This window comes from Arthrobacter sp. MDT1-49-2, from assembly GCF_059090185.1.
On record NZ_JBNHFK010000013.1, the window covers coordinates 39,719 to 58,600 of the forward strand.

Genomic DNA, 18,882 nt, shown 5'->3' on the forward strand with positions numbered 1-18,882 from the left:
GTCGGCCGCTGGGCCGGTGGGATGACCGAACAGGATCGTCCGGAAACAAATCGGACTGTTACAAGGTTAATCCCGCCCGGTGACAGTTTCGCCCAGCGACTCGACGGGGGTGAGACTGCCCACACCGCCCCCGGCCGATCGGTACGCGTAGAGCGAAAGCCGGGCCCGCCTGCAATAGCAGGGCCGGCAAAGGTGGTTATATGAAGTATCAACACCCTTGAGGAGGCAACTCATGACAGCAGCAGTAGCAACCCGTGAGCTGAACAGCCTGGACCGCTGCGATCGTTGCGGCGCACAGGCATACGTACGTGCCGTACTGGAATCCTCCGGCGGGGAACTGCTTTTCTGCGGACACCATGCCCGGGCAGTGGAGGCAAACCTCCGCCCGCTCACTTCGGAATGGCAGGACGAGACGTCCCGCCTGAACGAAAAGGCACCGGTCGAGTAGTTTAACGCCGGCAGAACCCACGGTTCCATCGGCGCAGCAGCCGCGCTGGCGCGGCGACTATGCACCAGACTTAAAGAAGTCCCCTTCCTTCGCGGAAGGGGACTTCTTTTTGTCGGCGCCTTCTTCTTGTACACAGCTCCGAGGGCCCCGGTGTGGAGCCGGGCTGGTCGGGGACACCACGTGAGACGAAAGCACCCCGCACCGCGCAGCGGTACGGGGTGCTTCGCGGGCAGGAAGCTCCCTGCCCGGGTGTGTCTTTAGTCCAGGTAATCCCGGAGAACCTGGGACCGCGACGGGTGGCGCAGCTTGGACATGGTCTTGGATTCGATCTGGCGGATGCGCTCACGGGTAACCCCGTAAACCTTGCCGATCTCATCAAGGGTCTTCGGCTGGCCGTCCGTGAGGCCGAACCGCATGGCCACCACACCGGCCTCGCGCTCGGACAGCGTGTCCAGCACCGAATGCAGCTGCTCCTGCAGGAGCGTGAAGCTGACGGCGTCGGCCGGAACCACGGCTTCGGAGTCCTCGATGAGGTCACCGAATTCGGAGTCGCCATCTTCACCCAGCGGAGTGTGCAGGGAGATCGGCTCGCGGCCGTACTTCTGCACTTCCACAACCTTTTCAGGGGTCATGTCCAGTTCAAGGGCGAGCTCTTCCGGAGCGGGCTCGCGGCCCAGGTCCTGGAGCATCTGGCGCTGCACGCGGGCCAGCTTGTTGATGACTTCCACCATGTGCACCGGAATACGGATGGTGCGGGCCTGGTCAGCCATGGCACGCGTAATCGCCTGGCGGATCCACCAGGTTGCATAGGTGGAGAACTTGAAGCCCTTGGTGTAGTCGAACTTCTCGACGGCACGGATCAGGCCCAGGTTGCCTTCCTGGATCAGGTCCAGGAACAGCATGCCGCGGCCGGTGTAACGCTTGGCCAGGGAGACCACCAGGCGAAGGTTGGCTTCAAGCAGGTGGTTCTTGGCGCGCTTTCCGTCGTGGGACACCCACTGGAGCTCGCGCTTCAGCTTCGGATCCATGCGCTTGTCTTCGGGCAGGAGCTCGTCGGCAGCCAGCTTTTCGTCGGCGTACAGTCCGGCTTCGATCCGCAGGGCGAGGTCGACTTCCTGCTCCGCGTTCAGCAGGGCAACCTTGCCGATCTGCTTCAGGTAGTCCTTGACCGGGTCGGCGGTGGCACCGGCGGAAACGACCTGCTGGGCAGGCGCGTCATCATCGTCGGCATCGGAGTACACAAACCCCGACCCTGTTGGTGCTGCCTCTGCAGCGGGGTCAGCCGCTTCAACTGCTTCTGCGTCCGGCTCAACCTCGACGGAGTCGTCGTGCGGCTCTTCCACGGTTTCCTTGGCAGCCTTCGCCGAAGTCTTCCTTGTGGTGGCAGTCTTCGCCGGGGCCTTCCGGGTGAAGGGCTTGCGGGCCGCTTTGACAGCAGTCTTATCGCCGGTCGCGGCCTCTTTGGTGGCCGCTGCGGCAGGGGCCTCAGTTGCGGCAGTGCGCTTATTTGCAGTGTCAGTCTCTTCGACTGCAGTTGTCTTTCTCGGCGACACAGAAAACCTTTCATACGGCGGGTTGTGGCACCGCCATTGGGGGCAACACCACTATGACCCTGTCAAGTCCGTGATTGAAATCCAAGTGCCTGGCATGATCTGTTTCTTATACAACAGACGTTGCCGGTGTTTTGTTCCGCTGCCACAGGGACAAGCAGTTCAAAGGACACTTGATACACGAACCCGACCGGGTCTCGGTTCCCATTGTCGCACGTTTTCCGATCCGCTACAGCATTACCCTGCTGTACTGAATGCGCTGTCCTGGATGCAGCCGGGCCCTGCTTCCGCCGGACCTGCGCCTACCACGTCCCGCCGACGCCGGATTCGCGGTCAGCGCCCGGCCAGGACTCTCCGCGGGTACGCGCCCAGTCGGGCAGCAGGCCCGTTCCGAGTAATTCGCCGAGCAGCAAGGCCAGCCGGTACCCAGGCTGGGCGGCGAGGCTCTGCTCCAAATAGACGTGTGCCCGGGACCCGCGTCCACGGGCCCATTCGATCCAGGCGAGCAGAGACAGCAGCGCGGCCTTGGCCTCCCCGTCCGCCGTCGCAGCAAGATCGGCAAAAACGTTGTGTGCGCGGTCCAGAAGCGGCCAATCCGGCGTGCCGCCGCCACGTCCGACAAGGATGCCGCGGAAGTATCCTGCCGCTTCTCCGGCGGAAGCCCGGCCGGGTGTCGGACGGGTGGTCGGAGGACCCGATCCGCCGCCTGGATGCCCGGGTGCCTCGCCGGGCATCACACCGGGCATATGAGCATCCCGGGGAAACACCGCCGCACTACGCTGGCGACGAAGCAGGCCGTGGGCTTCGGCTCCTGCCAGCGCTATCTCCGGACCGGCTGCGGCCAGCACCAGTACCGCGTCCCGGATACCCCGGTCCTGAAGACTCGCCAACAGAAAACCCGCTGTCTCCGGGGCCTCCCGCAGCCCGTTCCCCGGCGACTGTGATCCTGCCTGATCCGCAGTGTCCGGGTTGTCCGCATTGTCTGCATTGTCTGCATTGTCCGCGTGCTCCGCGGCAGGCCGGGAAGCACCCGGGGAAAAGCACCGCGCCCACAGGCCCAGCGTGCCCCGGAACTGGTCCTGCCCGCACCAGCGGTCCTGGAGCATGTCCGTGAAACGTTCCTGCGCGTCTGCCACCTCCGGCCGCCGCCTCCACGGCAGGGCAAGGGAGGATCCCACTGCCTGCTCCAGTGACGGAGCGAAGGCGCTGCCCCGGTATACAAGCTCTGTGTTGAGGGTGCTGTCCCTGATCTGCGAACGCGGCATTCCCGGCCAGGGACAGCAGTCCGTCCGGGTGCAGAAGTAGTCCCGCCAGTGCTCCGGCCCCACGAGCCATCCGTCCTGCACCGGGAGGGAGACCGCCGCGAGCTCCTTCTCAAGCCGGCGGATCAGCGCGCGGAACGGTGGCCGGGCCGGCTCTCGCCATGCCTCGCCGGTGTACAGGACCAGCAGGGCGCCGTCGGCAGCGGTGTCCGAAGCCAGGAACCGGGCGGCCGCACCGGCATAGGCCGCGTTGGCGCCGCCCTTCGAAGCTGCCCGCAACGGTGGCAGGTCCAGCCGGAGGGTGGCACCGAGGCGCCCGCCGCACAGGGCCATCAGCACGAGGGATTCCCGGGGCTGGAACCCGAGGGTGTGCGGGATCAGGCTGAGGATATCCGCAGGATCGCTGACGCGGTAGGGATTCTGCGCGGTGCCGTCTGCAGGTTCTGTGCTCATGGGCCCAAGTTTTCCTGCGGCGCCCCGCGTACTGACCCGCCGTCCGTTGATTTGTGCATTCCCGGGACGGAGCCGTCTCCCTGCCGCCCCTGTGGAGGCCGGGTCATCCCGGCCGCCCCGGCCCCTGCAGGCCGAGCCGGCGTTCTACCGGTTGCCTGCCGGGCCCCCGCGTTCGTCCTTGCGTCGCTGCCGCTCACGCGCCAGGGCTGCGCGCAGCGGCGGCAGCGGAGCTCCGTTGCTGGCCAGCCTTTGCCGGATGGCCTTGCGGGTCCGCAGGATGCCCGCCACCCCCACGGCCATCACGACAAACTGGACGGACAGTGCAATGCGGAATGATTCCAGGGCATAGAGGTTGCCGTCGGAGAAACCGCTGTTGTTGAGCACGTCCAGAACAAGGCCAATCAGGTACATGCTCACCAGGGAGGCAACGAACCCGCCTATGTTCACTATGCCCGTGGCGGTACCCAGCCGATGGCTGGGGTTATAGGTTCGCGCAAAGTCGAACCCGATCATCGAGCCCGGACCGCCGACGGCAAGCAGGACCACCAGCAGGACCAGCAGCCACAGGGGCGCCGGTCCGGGATACAGCAGGACGGCTGCCCAGCCCGCGGCCATGGACGCGGCAATCATCAGCACCATGGTGGAACGGCGCAGCGGGTGGCGCCCCACCCAGGAACCCATCCAGGGACCGCAAAGAATGGCGACCACCACAAACAGTGTCATCAGCGCCGAAGCAAGCGCGGGCGTCACCCCCTCAGCACTGACCAGATACGGGAAGCCCCACATCAGCACAAACACGGTGCCCGGGAACTGGACCGTGTAGTGGGTCCACATGCCCAGCCTGGTGCCCGGCTGGGCGAAGGCCTCCGAGAGACTCGTGCCGGTCTGGCGCAGCGGCAAGGGCACCGGCGCTTCGCCGCCCTCCGGCCGGTTGCGCACGCAGGCAAGGGTAAGGACCAGCGCCAGCAGGGAAAGTGACGCGGCGGCGATAAACGCGGTGCTCCAGCCGAAACGGTGCAGCACGAACGCAAACGGGATGGCACTGGCGATTTGTCCCAGCTGCCCCACCACACCGGTGTACTGGGTCAACACCGGGATCCGCCGTCCGGAGAACCACGCCGGCAGCAGGCGCAGCACCGAGATAAAGGTCAAGGCATCCCCGGCCCCTACGAGGGAACGCCCCAGGATGCCGGCACCGACTGAATCGGCGGTGGCCAGCTGGAACTGGCCGGCCAGCATCAATGCCGCACCTGCGGCAATAAGCAGCCTCGGGCCGAACCGGTCCACCAGGACGCCTACGGGGATCTGCAGGCCTGCGTAGACGAGCAGCTGCACCACGGTGAATACGGACAGGACGGAAGCAGTCGCCGAAAAACGGTCTGTGGCTTCGATGCCGGCCACGCCGAAAGTGGTCCGCTGGGTGACGGCGACCATGTAGGCGAAAACGCCGACGCCCCAGACAATCCAGGCACGCCGCCCGTTCATCGCCAAAGGGGCCGCTGACGGACCCGGCGCGGATGACCCGTCGGGCGGGGTTTCTCCGGCGGGCACCGGTTTTGGCGGAACAGCGGAGCTCAACCTAATGCCCCATCCGTCGAAGTGCGTGCGGGCCGCCGGTCAGGCCCGGCCGTTCCGCCCCTTCGGTTCTCCGGTTCCGTGATCCTCAACCGTGCCGTCCGTGGCATGGGATGCATTCTCCTGGTTCGCGCTTTCGCTTGGTTCGTCTGTCTGCGGCGTAGTGGCTTCCGCGTCGGGCGGGCCCTGCTGGTTCTCCGGCCACAGTGCCTCGGACTCTTCCTCGGCCTGCGGACTGGCCAGGTAGGCCTCCACCGCGGCACCGATCTCGTCGGCGTCGGCAAGTTCGTCGTTGTCCTTCACGAGCAAAGAGCGTCGGACTGTGCTGTCGGTGTACTCGTCGTAACGCTTCTCCAAGGTGGAGACGACACCCTTGACCTCCGCGGAGGCTTCAACCTGCTGGGCGATCTGGCGTTCCACGTCGCGGCCGGCCTCGCGCAGCCGGTCCGTGGGCAGCACCAGGGACGCTGCCGCGCCGAGGTACTCGAGTCCGGCGACGGCGGCGGGCGGGAACTCGGCCTCGGCCAGGTAGTGCGGAACGTGCACCACGTGGCCGACGACGTCGACTCCGGCTTCGGCCAGACGCACTTCCAGCAGATGCCCGACGGCGGCCTGGATCTGGGCGACGGGAGTCCAGGAACTGATGCCCTCAACCAGGTCAGGGCGGTTGCCGTGGGTGGTGACACCGATGGGCCGCGTATGCGGGACCGGCATCGGGATGGAATGCACCCAGCAGACCAGCTCCACTTCCAGCGAGTGGACAAGATGCAGGACGGCGGCGGTAAAGCGTTCCCACTGCAGGTCCGGCTCAAAGCCGGTCAGGAACAGGAACGGCTCCCCCAGCCCGTCGTACATACGGTGCAGCTCGAGCCGAGGCGGCTCATAGTCGCTCAGGTGGTCCTCAATGAAGGAAATCTGCGGCCGGCGGTTCCGGTAGTCAATAAGCTGATCGGCGTCGAAGGTGGCTACCAGGTCATGGTCCAGGGCATCGAACAGTTCGTCGCGGATCTGGCTGACCACGTGGCCGGCCTCCGCAAAGCCGGTAAAGCCGACCAGGAGCTTGCGTCCGCGCAGGTCGGCGGAATCCGCCACCTCCGGATTAAGATTAAACAGGGTCAGCGGATCAAGCATGTCTTACCCCTCCCGGCTACTCGTCGGCGTGCTTTCTCGGTACGGCAGGGCCTCCGGGCCGGTATTTCTGACCGCGATACACCCCTGCTGTTCCCTTACTCAAGGGTAAACGCACCGAAGTGCCCGTTCATTCCGGCCCTGCCCAACCGTCACTATCCCTGCTCTCCTGCCTCCCGGTGGCAGCCCGCGGGCGCTCTTCAGACTACGATCGATGTGATAACGCAACTCAACACAGAAACGTGAGGAAGCAGCTTCGTGAACAAAGCCAGTGAGCCCAGCCTGTCGGCAGTGTCAAAGGACGGGCGGAAGGTATCCGCCAACGCACTCGTGATCGGCGTGGGCCAGACCCCTGACGGTCCCGTGCTCATCGAAAGCCCGCTTACCCCCAAGGCCTCCGCGGCCCTGGCCGCTTCCCTGCCCCTGCTCGGCATCACCGGTGCCGCCGACGAGGTGCACCGCCTGCCGGGTCTTCCCGACGTCGATGCCGACATGCTTGTCCTCGCCGGACTGGGCAAGGTCTCCCCAGGCGTCGCCCTGAGCGAGGAAACCCTGCGGCGCACCGCAGGCTCCGCTGTCCGGCAGATCGCCGGCACCGGCTCCGTTGCCCTGGCACTGCCGGCCGGCAGCGTAGCCGACGCCGCGGCCGTCGCCGAAGGCGCCCTGCTGGGTGCCTACAGCTTCACCGAGCACCGCAGCGCCGCTACGGCGGAAAAGGTTCCCGCGCCGGTAGCCGACATCACCGTCATCACGGCGGCCGCCGACGAAAAGGCCATGAAGCCGGCCCTCGACCGCGCCCGCATCCTGGGCCGCGCGGTGAACGCCACCCGCACCCTGGTCAACCAGCCGCCGAGCCACCTGTACCCGGAGACGTTCGCCGCGGCCGCTAAGGACCTGGCCAAGCCGCTTTCGGCGAAGGTCAAAGTCACCGTGATGGACGAGAAGAAGCTTGAACGTGAAGGCTTCGGCGGCATCCTCGGCGTCGGGAAGGGTTCCTCCCGCCCGCCGCGCCTGGTGAAGCTTGAATACGCACCGGCCCGCTCCAAGGCAACACTGGCCCTCGTCGGCAAAGGCATCACCTTCGATTCGGGCGGACTGTCCCTGAAGCCGGCCGCCGGCATGCAGGCCATGAAGTCGGACATGGGCGGAGCCGCCGTGGTCCTGAACGCCCTGCTGGCCATCGCCGAACTGGGTCTGCCGATCAAGGTCACGTCCTGGCTCTGCATCGCGGAAAACATGCCCTCCGGCACCGCGCAGCGCCCCTCCGACGTCATGACCACCTACGGCGGACGCACCGTCGAGGTCCTGAACACGGACGCCGAGGGCCGCCTGGTCATGGCGGACGGTCTCGTGGCCGCCAGCGAGGAAGCGCCGGATGCGATCATCGACGTCGCCACCCTCACCGGTGCGCAGATGATCGCCCTGGGCAACCGGGTCTCCGCCGTCATGGGCGAGGAAGGTGTCCGCGATGCCGTGAAGGCCGCAGCCGACCGCGCAGGCGAACTGTTCTGGCCGATGCCCATCCCCGAGGAGCTGCGTGCCAGCCTGGATTCCCAGGTGGCGGACATCGCCAACCACGGTGAGCGCTTCGGCGGCATGATGACGGCCGCTACGTTCCTGCGTGAATTCGTGGGTGAGGTCAACGGCACCAAGATTCCGTGGGCCCACCTGGACATTGCCGGCCCCGCCTTCAACGAGGGCGCTCCGTACGGCTATGTGCACAAGGAAGGCACCGGCGTCGCCGTCCGCACCCTGGTGGCCTACGCAGAAGACGTCGTCGCACGCGCTTCCTAGCAGTAAAAACCGTTCCGTGAAACGGAACTGACAGTTGTGACTGGTGTTTCTCATTACACTTCACCCCCTACCGCCTGTCTCCAAGTGGATGCCGGTGGTAGGGGGCGATAGGGTGAGACCTAATCACAAACGCCCAAATACTCACCGGCGCGCATGGGCGCGTCAACGATTACGCGAGGGAGCGTCCAAGTGGCCGATAAGGCAGCTGCGCAAGAGTTCGACATCCTGATCCTCGGCGGAGGCAGCGGCGGCTATGCCGCAGCACTGCGTTCCGTGGAGCTGGGATTCTCCGTAGGTCTCATTGAAAAGGGGAAGCTGGGCGGGACCTGCCTTCACAACGGCTGCATCCCCACCAAGGCCCTGCTGCACTCCGCGGAAATCGCGGAGAACGCCAAGACCGCCTCGAAGTACGGCATCAACGCCACCTTTGACTCCGTTGATATGACGGCAGTGAACTCCTACAAGGACAACATCATTGCGGGCAAGTTCCGCGGCCTGCAGGGCCTGATCAAGTCCAAGGGCATCACCGTCATTGAGGGTGAAGGCAAGCTCACCAGCGAAAAGACCATCGAGGTCAACGGTGAGACCTACACCGGCAAGAACATCATCCTGGCCACCGGCTCCTACTCCCGTTCACTGCCGGGCCTGGAAATCGGCGGCAAGGTCATCACCTCCGACCAGGCACTGAAGATGGACACCGTTCCCAAGAGCGCCATCATCCTGGGCGGCGGCGTGATCGGCGTCGAGTTCGCTTCCGTCTGGAACTCCTTCGGCGTGGACGTCACCATTGTCGAGGGCCTGCCCTCGCTGGTCCCGAACGAAGATGCCGCCATCGTCAAGAACCTGGAACGCGCCTACAAGAAGCGCGGCATCAAGTTCAGCACCGGCATCTTCTTCGACAACGTCAAGCAGAACGACGACGGCGTGGTCGTCACGCTGGCCGACGGCAAGACGTTCGAAGCAGACTTGATGCTCGTGGCCGTGGGCCGCGGACCGGTCACCGCGAACCTGGGTTACGAAGACGCCGGCATCACCATGGACCGCGGCTTCGTCATCACCAACGAGCGCCTGCACACCGGCGTCGGCAACATCTACGCCGTGGGCGACATTGTTCCCGGCCTGCAGCTGGCCCACCGCGGCTTCCAGCAGGGCATCTTCGTGGCTGAAGAGATTGCCGGCCTCAAGCCGGTCGTCGTCGAAGACGTCAACATCCCCAAGGTCACCTACTGCGAACCCGAAATCGCGTCCGTCGGCCTGACCGAGGCCAAGGCCAAGGACAAGCTGGGTGCAGAGAACGTCGAGGTCCAGGAATACAACCTGGCCGGCAACGGCAAGACCTCCATCCTGGGCTCCTCCGGCCTGATCAAGATGGTCCGTGAAAAGGACGGCCCCATCGTGGGTGTCCACATGATCGGTGCCCGCATCGGCGAGCAGATCGGCGAAGCCCAGCTGATCGTCAACTGGGAGGCGTACCCTGAGGATATTGCCAGCCTGATCCATGCACATCCGACGCAGAACGAAGCGTTGGGCGAGGCAGCCATGGCTCTGGCCGGCAAGCCCCTTCACGGTTAAACCCAAAGGATCCACTTTCGGGTGCGGCCGGCCTGGCCGCCGCACCCGTGAACTCATCACCGGCACCAGCGGTACGGCTGGTCACAAAAGATCTAACAAGGAGAAACGGGGACAATATGTCTGAAACCGTGAACTTACCCGCCCTTGGTGAAAGCGTCACCGAAGGCACCGTCACCCGCTGGCTGAAGAATGTCGGCGACACCGTAGAGGTCGACGAGCCGCTGCTGGAGGTTTCCACCGACAAGGTCGACACCGAGATCCCCTCCCCCGTGGCCGGCGTTATCGAGGAAATCCTCGTAGCCGAAGACGAAACCGCTGAAGTGGGTGCGCCGCTGGTTCGCATTGGCGACGGCTCCGGCTCGCAGCAGGACGACGGCGGCAGCGCCGCCAACCAGGAAGCACCGGCGGAAGAAGCACCCGCCGAAGAGGCACCCGCAGCCGAAGAGGCTCCGGCGGCTGAAGAAGCCCCGGCCTCCTCAGACTCCGGGTCCGAGTCCGGTGCCGGTGAAGGCACCGAGGTCACCCTCCCGGCGCTGGGCGAGTCCGTCACCGAAGGCACTGTCACCCGCTGGCTGAAGGCCGTGGGCGACGACGTCGAAATGGACGAGCCGCTGCTGGAAGTGTCCACCGACAAGGTCGACACCGAGATCCCCTCCCCCGTGGCCGGCAAGCTGCTGGAGATCCGGGTCAACGAGGACGACACCGCCGAGGTCGGTTCCGTCCTGGCCGTCATCGGTTCCGGTGCCGCCGCTCCTGCCAAGGCTGAGCCCAAGGAAGCCGAGCCGGTAGCGGCAGCGTCCAAGGACGAGCGTGAAGCTCCGGCCGCCGAGCCGGAGAAAAAGGAAGAGCCGAAGGCTGAGGCCCCGAAGCAGGAGGCTTCCAAGGCGGAGGCACCCAAGGCTGAGGTTCCGAAGCAGGAAGCCCCCCAGGCTTCCGCCGGTTCCAACGACGGCGGCACCTACGTCACCCCGCTGGTGCGCAAGCTGGCCAACGAGCACGGCGTTGACCTGTCCACCGTGAAGGGCTCCGGCGTCGCCGGTCGCATCCGCAAGCAGGACGTGCTCGAAGCCGCCGAAGCGAAGAAGGCCGAAAAGCCCGCCGCATCCGCACCGGCATCGTCGCCCGCCTCGGAGAAGGCAGCTCCGGCCCAGATCAGCGAGGCCAGCGCCAAGCTCCGCGGCACCACGGTGAAGGCTCCGCGGATCCGCCAGACCATCGCACGCCGTATGCGCGAGTCCCTGGAGGAATCGGCACAGCTGACGCAGGTCCACGAGGTCGATATGACCCGTATCGCGGCACTGCGGCAGAAGGCCAAGGGCAGCTTCCAGGAGCAGAACGGTGCAAAGCTCACCTTCCTGCCGTTCATCGCCAAGGCCGTGGTCGAAGCGCTGAAGCAGCACCCCAAGCTCAACGCGTCCTACGACAACGAGACGCAGGAGATCACGTACCACGACTCCGAGCACCTCGCCATTGCCGTGGACACGGAAAAGGGCCTGCTGGTTCCGGTCATCAACGACGCCGGCGACCTGAACATCACCGGCCTCGCGAAGAAGATTGCCGACGTCGGCAGCCGGACACGCAACAACAAGATCGGCCCGGATGAACTGTCCGGCGGAACCTTCACCATCACCAACATCGGTTCCGTGGGTGCCCTGTTCGACACCCCGATCATCAACCAGCCGCAGGTCGGCATCCTGGGCACCGGCGCCATTGTCAAGCGCCCCATGGTGGTCACCGACGCCGAAGGCAATGACAACATTGCCATCCGTTCGATGATGTACCTCTCCCTGACGTACGACCACCGCCTGGTGGACGGCGCCGATGCAGGCCGCTTCCTGCAGACGCTGAAGGCACGGCTGGAAGAAGGCAACTTCGAGGCAGACCTGGGTCTCTAGGACTCCGCCTCGGCCTGCAGGGCGTCCTCCCCCACCGGGAGGGCGCCCTGCGTCGTTAACCGCCTGGTGATTTTCTCTACATGTTGTAGAAAAGTTACCGGCCCCGCCGCCGGTGTGGTCAAGGGAGCCGACAGGACGTCAGTAAGCTGGAAGCATGGATATTCTTCAGAGCTTCCTTGTCTTCCTGCACATCCTGGGTGCAGCCATCATCGTTGGTCTGTGGTTCGCCCGGATCAAGAACCCGACGGTGCTGCCGGGCCAGTTCCACGGCGCCCTGCTCCAGCTCGTCACGGGTCTTGCTCTGGTGGCCGTCGCCGAGGCAGGAGACGGCGACGTCAACCACATGAAGATCGGCATCAAGCTGCTGATCGCCCTGGTCATCGCCGTGCTCGCCTTCATCGGCCAGCGCCGCTACAAGAAGGATGAAAAGGTCTCCGCCGGCCTCGCCAACAGCGTCGGCATCCTCACGATCGTCAACATCGCCCTCGCCACTATGTGGTAGTCCGCACAACTGCGGAAATAGGATGGGATGGTGCACCGGCTACGGCCGGTCCCATCCCGTCACTCTTTAAGGAGACCCCCATGGCTACAGTCCGCTCAGCCCACACCGTTTGGAACGGCGACCTCTTCAACGGCAAGGGTGATGTCACCCTCGACAGCTCCGGCCTGGGCACCTACGACGTGACGTGGAAGGCGCGCGCCGAGGAAGCCAACGGAAAGACCAGCCCCGAGGAGCTGATTGCCGCCGCACACTCGGCCTGCTTCTCCATGGCGTTCAGCAATGCCCTTGCCGAAGCCGGCAAGACAGCGGAGCGCATTGAGACGTCCGCGGACGTTACCTTCGTGCCCGGAACCGGCATCACCGGCAGCCACCTGAAGGTCACCGCGGTGGTGCCCGGCCTCACGGCGGAGCAGTTCGATGACATTGCCGAGGCCGCGAAAACCGGCTGCCCCGTCTCCCAGGCACTGGCCGGCATCGACATCACGATGGACGCTGTTCTGGATTCCTAGACCCCGGCCTCCGCGACAGGCCCGCTCCGCTTCTGCGGGGCGGGCCTTCCGCTTTAACCCGACCCGCTCGCAATATCCCAGACCGCCCGGCCCGGGGCGCAGCCGTCCACATGGCGGACTTATTTTGGGCGCTGCAGGGCGGAGCCCGGAGGCAGGGTGTTGACGGCAGGAGAGCCCGCGTAGCGTAATTCCAAGCGATCTTGGCCACGCCAAGGGAGCGGTTTCGATAGGATCGCCACTGCGTCTGAAGGTAAAAAGATGAACCTCACTCCCAAAGAAATCGACAAGCTCTACATCTATCAGGTGGCAGATTTGGCCCGGAAGCGGCGGGACCGGGGAACCAAACTCAGTGTCAGTGAGGCGACAGCCCTTATCTGCGAAGCCATCTTGGAGGGCGCCCGCGACGGGCGCACAGTCGCCGAGGTGATGGAGCTCGGCAAGACCATCGTTTCGGAATCCGACTGCATGGACGGCGTACGTGAGCGCCTGCCGCTCCTGCAGGTCGAAGCCACCTTCGTCGACGGCAGCAAGCTGGTCTCCTGCCACGACCCCATCGGGATCTGACTTGGCCCGGTCAGGCGGACCGGATGCGACGGCGGTACTGGTCGGAGGTCATGAGAGCGGAAACGGAGCGGATCTGTCCTTCCTGACGGATGCCCTTCCCCATGCTTACATCACTCCGGCGGGCCGGCCCCTGCACAATCTGCTGACGCACCTGCGCGGGAGTCAACGCCTGGAATCGAATACGGCGCCGGTGGTGGTGCTGCCGATGACCTTCGGACGCAACCCGACGCTCATCGCCGATACCGCGAAAACGCTCAGCTGGCTGGGAACCGGTACCCGTGCACCTGCTGCACCCCTGGCCCTGGCCAGCCCCTTTGGCACGGGCGACCATCTCACGGCATGGCTCCGCGCTGCAGCCACCAGTATCCGGCAACGGGCCCCGCAGGCGGGCATGCTCATCATGGCCGATGCAGCCAATCCTTTTGACGACGCCGAGCTCTACCGGATTTCCCATCTCGTGCGTACGCACGGGGCGGGCAACGCGGTGGAGACGGTGACGGCGGAGGACACCGGTGACCTAGTGGAGGCCATCCGGCGGATGCGGCTTCTCGGCACTGCCGAGACGGTCGTGGTTCCCGCGGGTTTCCGGCAGACGGCGGCGATACACGGCGAGACGGTGCCGTTCGGTGAAGGCGCATTTGCCGGCGCCGGGTTTTACGGCCCTTTGCTCAGCAGGCAGGCGATGCTGCGAGTCATCCTCGAGCGGGTCCGCGATGCACTGCACTCCCTCGAGCACGGCCGCAACGGGATTGAGGCAGGCCTGCTGGCTGACCACGGCCACGGCTACGCACACTCACACGCCTTTGATACGGCCAACGGCCACTCCCACAGCCACGGTCACGGTGACAGCCACGTCCACAGCCACGAAGCAGAGGGCGGTCATATGCAGAGCAATCCCGCTCCGGTCGGTTCGAGTTACCCGCATTAAACACCAAGAGTCCCCACCCAAACAGGACTGCAGCGGTGCTGCAGCCAAGGGAAGGAAACACCATGCTGGGCACCCCCTCCTATAACCACAAAGATGAGGAAATCGAGATTAACGCCGGCAGGCCGAGCGTCACTCTGCTGGTAAGCAACACCGGTGACCGCGCGATCCAGATCGGCTCACATTTCCACTTTTTTGAAACCAATAAGGCTCTTCTGTTCGAGCGTGAACTGGCCTACGGCATGCACCTCGACCTGCCGGCCGGCACAGGTATCCGCATCGAAGCCGGCGACACCAAGGAAGTGACTCTGACGGCCTACGCCGGCAACCGGCGGCTCATCGGCTTCAACAACCTGGTCGACGGCGGACTCGACTCTGCGGCGACGAAGATCCGGGCGATTGACCGGATGAACGAGCTCAAGTTCCGGAACGGCAAGCCAAGCTCCAAACCAAGTGCCGGCAGCACGGGCCAAACGGCGAAAACGGGTAACGCAGAAGAGGGGAAGAAGTGATGGCGAAGATCTCGCGCAAGCAATACACCGATCTGTTTGGTCCGACCACCGGGGACCGGGTCCGGCTGGCCGACACCAACCTCGTGATCGAGATTGAGAAGGATTACAACGAGGGACACTACGGCGACGAGGTTGTCTACGGCGGCGGCAAAACCGCCCGTGACGGCATGGCGGCCGACCCCCAGGCGACCTCGGCAGAGGGCGTGCTTGATCTGGTCATCACCAACGCCATCATCCTGGACCCTGTGCTTGGGGTGGTTAAAGGCGACATCGGTGTGCGCGACGGCAAGATCGCCGGCGTCGGCAAGTCCGGTAACCCGCACATCCAGGACGGAGTGGATCCGCGCCTCGTTGTCGGCCCGGGCACAGAACTGCTTGCCGGCGAACATTTCATTGCCACCGCGGGCGGCATCGATTCCCATGTGCACTACATCTCCCCGGAACAGGCCCAGGCAACCCTCTCCAACGGAATCACGACCATCTTCGGCGGCGGCACCGGACCCACAGACGGCACCAACGGCGTCACCACGACGCCCGGTGTCTGGAACCTGGCCAGGATGCTGCAATCCGCTGAGGGAATGCCGGTGAACATGGGCTTTCTGGCCAAGGGCAACGGATCACTGCCGGAGGCACTCATGGAGCAGATCGAGGGCGGGGCGGCGGGGTTGAAGGTCCACGAGGACTACGGCACAACACCGGCAGCACTCAGCAACGCACTCGCGATGGCCGACCTCTACGATGTGCAGGTTTCGGTCCATACCGACAGCCTCAACGAAGCCGGCTACGTCGAGGACACACTGGACGCAATCGACGGGCGCACCATCCACACCTTCCATACCGAAGGTGCCGGCGGAGGACACGCCCCGGACATCATCAAGGTGGCCGGGCACCCCAACGTACTCCCCTCCTCGACGAACCCGACACTCCCCTACACCGTCAACTCGGTGGATGAGCTGCTCGACATGGTGATGGTCTGCCACCACCTCTCACACGACATCCCGGAAGATGTCGCTTTCGCCGATTCCCGGGTACGCGCCGAAACGATTTCCGCAGAGACCGTTTTCCACGACGAAGGCATCATCTCGATGGTTTCCTCGGACTCCCAGGCGATGGGCCGCATTGGCGAGTCCTTTATGCGCACGTTCCAGATCGCCCATCACTGCAAGGACCAGCGCGGCAAACTGCCCGAGGACAGTCCGGATAACGACAACTTCCGCGTGCTGCGCTTTCTGGCCAAGATCACCATCAACCCGGCCATTACCCAGGGGGTGTCCGACTACATCGGCTCGCTGGAAGAGGGGAAAATGGCGGACATTGTGCTCTGGCCCATCCAGTCCTTTGGCGCCAAGCCACGCCTCATCGTCAAAGGCGGCCTGATCAACTGGGCGCTGATGGGCGATCCGAATGCTTCCCTCCCAACGCCGCAGCCGGTGTATTACCGGCCCATGTTCGGAGCACAGGGCAAGGCGCTGCAGAGCACGCGGGCGACCTTCATGTCCAAGGCATCCATCGACAAGGGTGTGCCGGAGCAGCTCGGACTGGAGAGCCAGATCCTGCCGGTGCAGCGCTGCCGCGGCATCGGCAAGCAGCACATGGTGCGGAACAGCGCCACGCCGAATATCGAGGTGGATCCGGAGACCTACAACGTGACGTACAACGGCACGCTGGCCACCATCCCGCCCGCCCAGTCCCTGCCCCTGACCCAGCTGTTCTTCCTCGCCTAGGGGCACCCATGACGGATGTGCGCCAGTTGCTGACGAGCCTGCAGTTCGCGGACTCGGCCTTTCCCAGCGGGTTCTACACCATGTCCCACAGCCTTGAGGGGTACAGCCAGGCCCGCCTCGTGGAGGGGGACGGCGTGCGGCACCTGTTGCGCGATCTGCTCCTGCACGCCGTCGGACCTTCGGATGCCACCGCCCTCGCCGCCGCGCACCGTGCGGCGGCGGACGGCGACGTTGAACGCGTCCAGGACATCGACCGGCGGCTGTTTGCTTCGAAGTTAAATGCCGAAATGCGTACCGCCTCTGTCCGCAGCGGGCACCAGCTGATCGATCTGGGCGCTGAGCTGATTGAGCAGGCGCTGCTTGGGCAGTACCGCGAACAGGTGCGCCTTCGCAGTACGCCCGGGTGCCAGCCCGTCGCGGCAGCAGTGATCTACGCAGCAAACGGCGTCGACACCAGGCACGCCGTGGCAGCAGATCTGTTCGCCTTTTGTGCGAGTTTCGTCGGGGCCGCCCTGCGGCTGCGGCTGACCGACCACCGGAAGGCGCAGGGCATCCTGCTGGAAACGGCAGGCGTGATTGAACAGGTCACGGAGGCCGCCCTTGAACGCGATCTCGCCGATCTGGGCGGCTGCGCACCCATGTCCGATGTCATGTCCGCCCGGCATGAAAGGGCCGAGGCCCGGCTGTTCTCCAGCTAGGTGTATCACCACAGAAGAACCGCATCTCCACCGAAACAGAGGAACCCATGAGCGAGAACGTTTTAAGGATCGGCATTGGCGGACCCGTCGGCAGCGGCAAGACGGCACTGACCGAAGCACTGGTGCCCCTGCTGATCGAGGCCGGCCGTACCCCCGGCGTGATCACCAACGACATCTATACCCAGGAGGATGCCCACCACGTCCGCAGGGAGCTGGCGGGCATCCTCGACCCCGAGCGGGTGATGGGCGTCGAGACGGGATCCTGCCCGCATACGGCAGTGCGTGACGACCCGACGATGAACCTGGCCGTCGGCGCTGAAATGCTGGAACGGTTCCCGGAGATCGACACCCTCATCTATGAGTCGGGCGGCGACAACCTGACGCTGACCTTCTCGCCGGCACTTGCCGATGTGTTTGTGTTTGTGCTGGACACCGCCGAGGGCGAGAAAATGCCCCGTAAGCGGGGCCCGGGCATCACCGACAGCGACATCCTGGTCATCAACAAAATCGATATCGCCCAGTACGTCCGCACTGATCTGAACGTAATGGAGTCCGACGCGCACCGGGTGCGCGAAGACAGGCCGGTAGTGCTGACGAACTCGCTGACGGGGCACGGGGTTGATGAGCTCCACCGGCAGATCATGTCTCAGTGGGGTGCCAGAACCGAGCTGATCGGATGAGGCTGAAGACGACCGACCCGGGAAGCGCGGCGGAACCGGCCGACATCGGTCCCGGTGCAGGCCTTGCCAGCGTGAGCCCCCTGCCCGGGCCGCCCGGCTCCCGGACCGGTTACCGGGCACCCGGCACCGGCGGTTACCGGTTGGAACCGGCGTTCTATGAACCGGACCGGGTGCCGGAGGAAGTACTGAGCCGGTCGCAGGTCTGGCACGGTCTGCCCGTGGGCAGTCCGGGCAAGGTGGGTGTGCTCCAGTTGGGGTTTGACCGCAACCGGGGCCGCACCGAGCTGGTGCAGCACTACCAGAAGTCACCGCTGCAGATTATGCATCCGCTGTATTTCAACGAGCTGCGCCCCGACATGGCTTACACCTACCTGATGTCCTCGGGCGGCGGCATTCTGCACGGAGACCGGCTGCGCACCGATCTGCGCTTCGGCCCGGGCACGTCGGCGCACGTGACCACTCAGACCCAGACGAGGGTCTACCGGATGGAGCACGACCATGCCTCCGCCATCGTGAATATCGCCGTCGAGGAAGGCGCCTACGCGGAGTACCTGCCCGAACCCGTGGTGCCTTTCGCAGATTCACGCTTCTATCAGCAGACCTCCGCGGTGGTGGACGAATCGGCCACCCTGCTGCTTGGCGACACCCTGTATGCCGGCCGCCTCGCCCGCGGCGAACGGCACGCCTACGATGTGTTCGCCTCCGACCTGGAGGTGCGGCGGCCGGACGGGCGCCCGGTCGCCGTCGACAGGCTGCGGCTCAGCCCGGGTTCGGGTGCAGGCGGCACGGACGGAGTGAACGGGCTCGGGGTCCTCGCCGGGCACGATGTCCTGTCCATGCTCTACGTCATCACTCCTGACGCTCCGGCTGCCCTGGTTGCAGAGACCCTGCACCGGGCCGTGGAGGAGGGTGGCGGTGATCTGGTCTTCGGTGTGAGCACACTGCCAGGGGATGCAGGTGCATGGATGCGCCTTGTAGGAAACGACACGGTGGCCGTGGCGGCCGCGAACACGGCAGCGGCTTCGGCGGTACATGAACTGCTGACCGGGCAGCGGGCACCGGTAATCCGCAAAAGCTAGAGAGGGGTCTGA

16 protein-coding genes and 1 pseudogene are annotated in these 18,882 nt (G+C 65.0%); 13 read left to right on the top strand and 4 right to left on the bottom strand.

The window, feature by feature from the left end; all coding sequences use genetic code 11:
- Positions 1-232: 232 nt before the first annotated feature.
- Positions 233-448: a DUF7455 domain-containing protein gene (locus tag AC5RTS_RS15745; RefSeq protein WP_493992955.1), complete on the top strand. Its 216-nt coding sequence runs from the start codon at positions 233-235 to the stop codon at positions 446-448.
- 257 nt (positions 449-705) lie between these two features.
- Here AC5RTS_RS15745 and AC5RTS_RS15750 read toward each other — a convergent pair whose 3' ends face one another.
- The 4 genes and pseudogenes from AC5RTS_RS15750 to AC5RTS_RS15765 form a co-directional block, all read right to left on the bottom strand.
- Complete coding sequence (locus AC5RTS_RS15750) at positions 706-2,001, bottom strand: RNA polymerase sigma factor (protein ID WP_493992956.1); 1,296 nt, start codon at positions 1,999-2,001, stop codon at positions 706-708.
- 299 nt (positions 2,002-2,300) lie between these two features.
- Positions 2,301-3,713, bottom strand: a complete 1,413-nt coding sequence (locus tag AC5RTS_RS15755; protein ID WP_493992957.1) for a DUF4192 family protein — start codon at positions 3,711-3,713, stop codon at positions 2,301-2,303.
- Positions 3,714-3,857: 144 nt separating this feature from the next.
- Complete coding sequence (locus tag AC5RTS_RS15760) at positions 3,858-5,198, bottom strand: MFS transporter (RefSeq protein ID WP_493992958.1); 1,341 nt, start codon at positions 5,196-5,198, stop codon at positions 3,858-3,860.
- Between the two features lie 327 nt (positions 5,199-5,525).
- A pseudogene (locus tag AC5RTS_RS15765) lies at positions 5,526-6,419 on the bottom strand (proteasome assembly chaperone family protein); the annotation flags it as partial.
- A gap of 255 nt (positions 6,420-6,674) precedes the next feature.
- Here AC5RTS_RS15765 and AC5RTS_RS15770 point away from each other — a divergent pair.
- From AC5RTS_RS15770 to AC5RTS_RS15825, 12 genes are all read left to right on the top strand, one after another.
- The gene (locus tag AC5RTS_RS15770) at positions 6,675-8,210 is read left to right on the top strand and encodes a leucyl aminopeptidase (protein WP_493992959.1); all 1,536 of its coding nucleotides are present in this window, start codon (positions 6,675-6,677) and stop codon (positions 8,208-8,210) included.
- A 189-nt stretch (positions 8,211-8,399) separates the two neighbouring features.
- Positions 8,400-9,782 carry a dihydrolipoyl dehydrogenase gene (gene lpdA, locus AC5RTS_RS15775; protein ID WP_493992960.1) on the top strand — a complete coding sequence of 461 codons (1,383 nt, stop codon included), beginning with the start codon at positions 8,400-8,402 and terminating at the stop codon, positions 9,780-9,782.
- Positions 9,783-9,898: 116 nt separating this feature from the next.
- Entirely contained in the window at positions 9,899-11,677 is a 1,779-nt protein-coding gene (gene sucB / locus AC5RTS_RS15780) for a 2-oxoglutarate dehydrogenase, E2 component, dihydrolipoamide succinyltransferase (RefSeq protein ID WP_493992961.1), read from the top strand.
- 154 nt (positions 11,678-11,831) lie between these two features.
- Positions 11,832-12,179 carry a hypothetical protein gene (locus AC5RTS_RS15785; RefSeq protein WP_493992962.1) on the top strand — a complete coding sequence of 116 codons (348 nt, stop codon included), beginning with the start codon at positions 11,832-11,834 and terminating at the stop codon, positions 12,177-12,179.
- 80 nt (positions 12,180-12,259) lie between these two features.
- Positions 12,260-12,688 (top strand): OsmC family protein, encoded by a 429-nt coding sequence (locus AC5RTS_RS15790; protein WP_493992963.1) that lies wholly within the window; start codon positions 12,260-12,262, stop codon positions 12,686-12,688.
- Between the two features lie 258 nt (positions 12,689-12,946).
- Positions 12,947-13,252 carry an urease subunit gamma gene (locus AC5RTS_RS15795; protein WP_493992964.1) on the top strand — a complete coding sequence of 102 codons (306 nt, stop codon included), beginning with the start codon at positions 12,947-12,949 and terminating at the stop codon, positions 13,250-13,252.
- Position 13,253: 1 nt separating this feature from the next.
- Positions 13,254-14,180, top strand: a complete 927-nt coding sequence (locus AC5RTS_RS15800; RefSeq protein ID WP_493992965.1) for a hypothetical protein — start codon at positions 13,254-13,256, stop codon at positions 14,178-14,180.
- Between the two features lie 62 nt (positions 14,181-14,242).
- Complete coding sequence (locus tag AC5RTS_RS15805) at positions 14,243-14,689, top strand: urease subunit beta (RefSeq protein WP_493992966.1); 447 nt, start codon at positions 14,243-14,245, stop codon at positions 14,687-14,689.
- Positions 14,689-16,413, top strand: coding sequence for an urease subunit alpha (gene ureC, locus AC5RTS_RS15810; RefSeq protein WP_493992967.1), 1,725 nt, complete (start codon positions 14,689-14,691; stop codon positions 16,411-16,413). The genes AC5RTS_RS15805 and ureC overlap by 1 nt, the downstream gene beginning before the upstream one ends.
- A gap of 8 nt (positions 16,414-16,421) precedes the next feature.
- Positions 16,422-17,111, top strand: a complete 690-nt coding sequence (locus AC5RTS_RS15815) for an urease accessory protein UreF (RefSeq protein ID WP_493992968.1) — start codon at positions 16,422-16,424, stop codon at positions 17,109-17,111.
- Positions 17,112-17,158: 47 nt separating this feature from the next.
- Positions 17,159-17,791, top strand: a complete 633-nt coding sequence (ureG, locus tag AC5RTS_RS15820; protein WP_493992969.1) for an urease accessory protein UreG — start codon at positions 17,159-17,161, stop codon at positions 17,789-17,791.
- Positions 17,788-18,870 (top strand): urease accessory protein UreD, encoded by a 1,083-nt coding sequence (locus AC5RTS_RS15825; protein WP_493992970.1) that lies wholly within the window; start codon positions 17,788-17,790, stop codon positions 18,868-18,870. The genes ureG and AC5RTS_RS15825 overlap by 4 nt, the downstream gene beginning before the upstream one ends.
- Positions 18,871-18,882: the final 12 nt, after the last annotated feature.

Bases quoted from the DNA above. Each gene is read 5' to 3' on its own strand.
- AC5RTS_RS15745 (WP_493992955.1), top strand. From the start codon at position 233: ATGACAGCAGCAGTAGCAACCCGTGAGCTGAACAGCCTGGACCGCTGC.
- AC5RTS_RS15755 (WP_493992957.1), bottom strand. From the start codon at position 3,713: ATGAGCACAGAACCTGCAGACGGCACCGCGCAGAATCCCTACCGCGTC.
- AC5RTS_RS15760 (WP_493992958.1), bottom strand. From the start codon at position 5,198: ATGAACGGGCGGCGTGCCTGGATTGTCTGGGGCGTCGGCGTTTTCGCC.
- sucB (WP_493992961.1), top strand. From the start codon at position 9,899: ATGTCTGAAACCGTGAACTTACCCGCCCTTGGTGAAAGCGTCACCGAA.
- AC5RTS_RS15785 (WP_493992962.1), top strand. From the start codon at position 11,832: ATGGATATTCTTCAGAGCTTCCTTGTCTTCCTGCACATCCTGGGTGCA.
- AC5RTS_RS15790 (WP_493992963.1), top strand. From the start codon at position 12,260: ATGGCTACAGTCCGCTCAGCCCACACCGTTTGGAACGGCGACCTCTTC.
- AC5RTS_RS15795 (WP_493992964.1), top strand. From the start codon at position 12,947: ATGAACCTCACTCCCAAAGAAATCGACAAGCTCTACATCTATCAGGTG.
- AC5RTS_RS15805 (WP_493992966.1), top strand. From the start codon at position 14,243: ATGCTGGGCACCCCCTCCTATAACCACAAAGATGAGGAAATCGAGATT.
- ureC (WP_493992967.1), top strand. From the start codon at position 14,689: ATGGCGAAGATCTCGCGCAAGCAATACACCGATCTGTTTGGTCCGACC.
- AC5RTS_RS15815 (WP_493992968.1), top strand. From the start codon at position 16,422: ATGACGGATGTGCGCCAGTTGCTGACGAGCCTGCAGTTCGCGGACTCG.
- ureG (WP_493992969.1), top strand. From the start codon at position 17,159: ATGAGCGAGAACGTTTTAAGGATCGGCATTGGCGGACCCGTCGGCAGC.
- AC5RTS_RS15825 (WP_493992970.1), top strand. From the start codon at position 17,788: ATGAGGCTGAAGACGACCGACCCGGGAAGCGCGGCGGAACCGGCCGAC.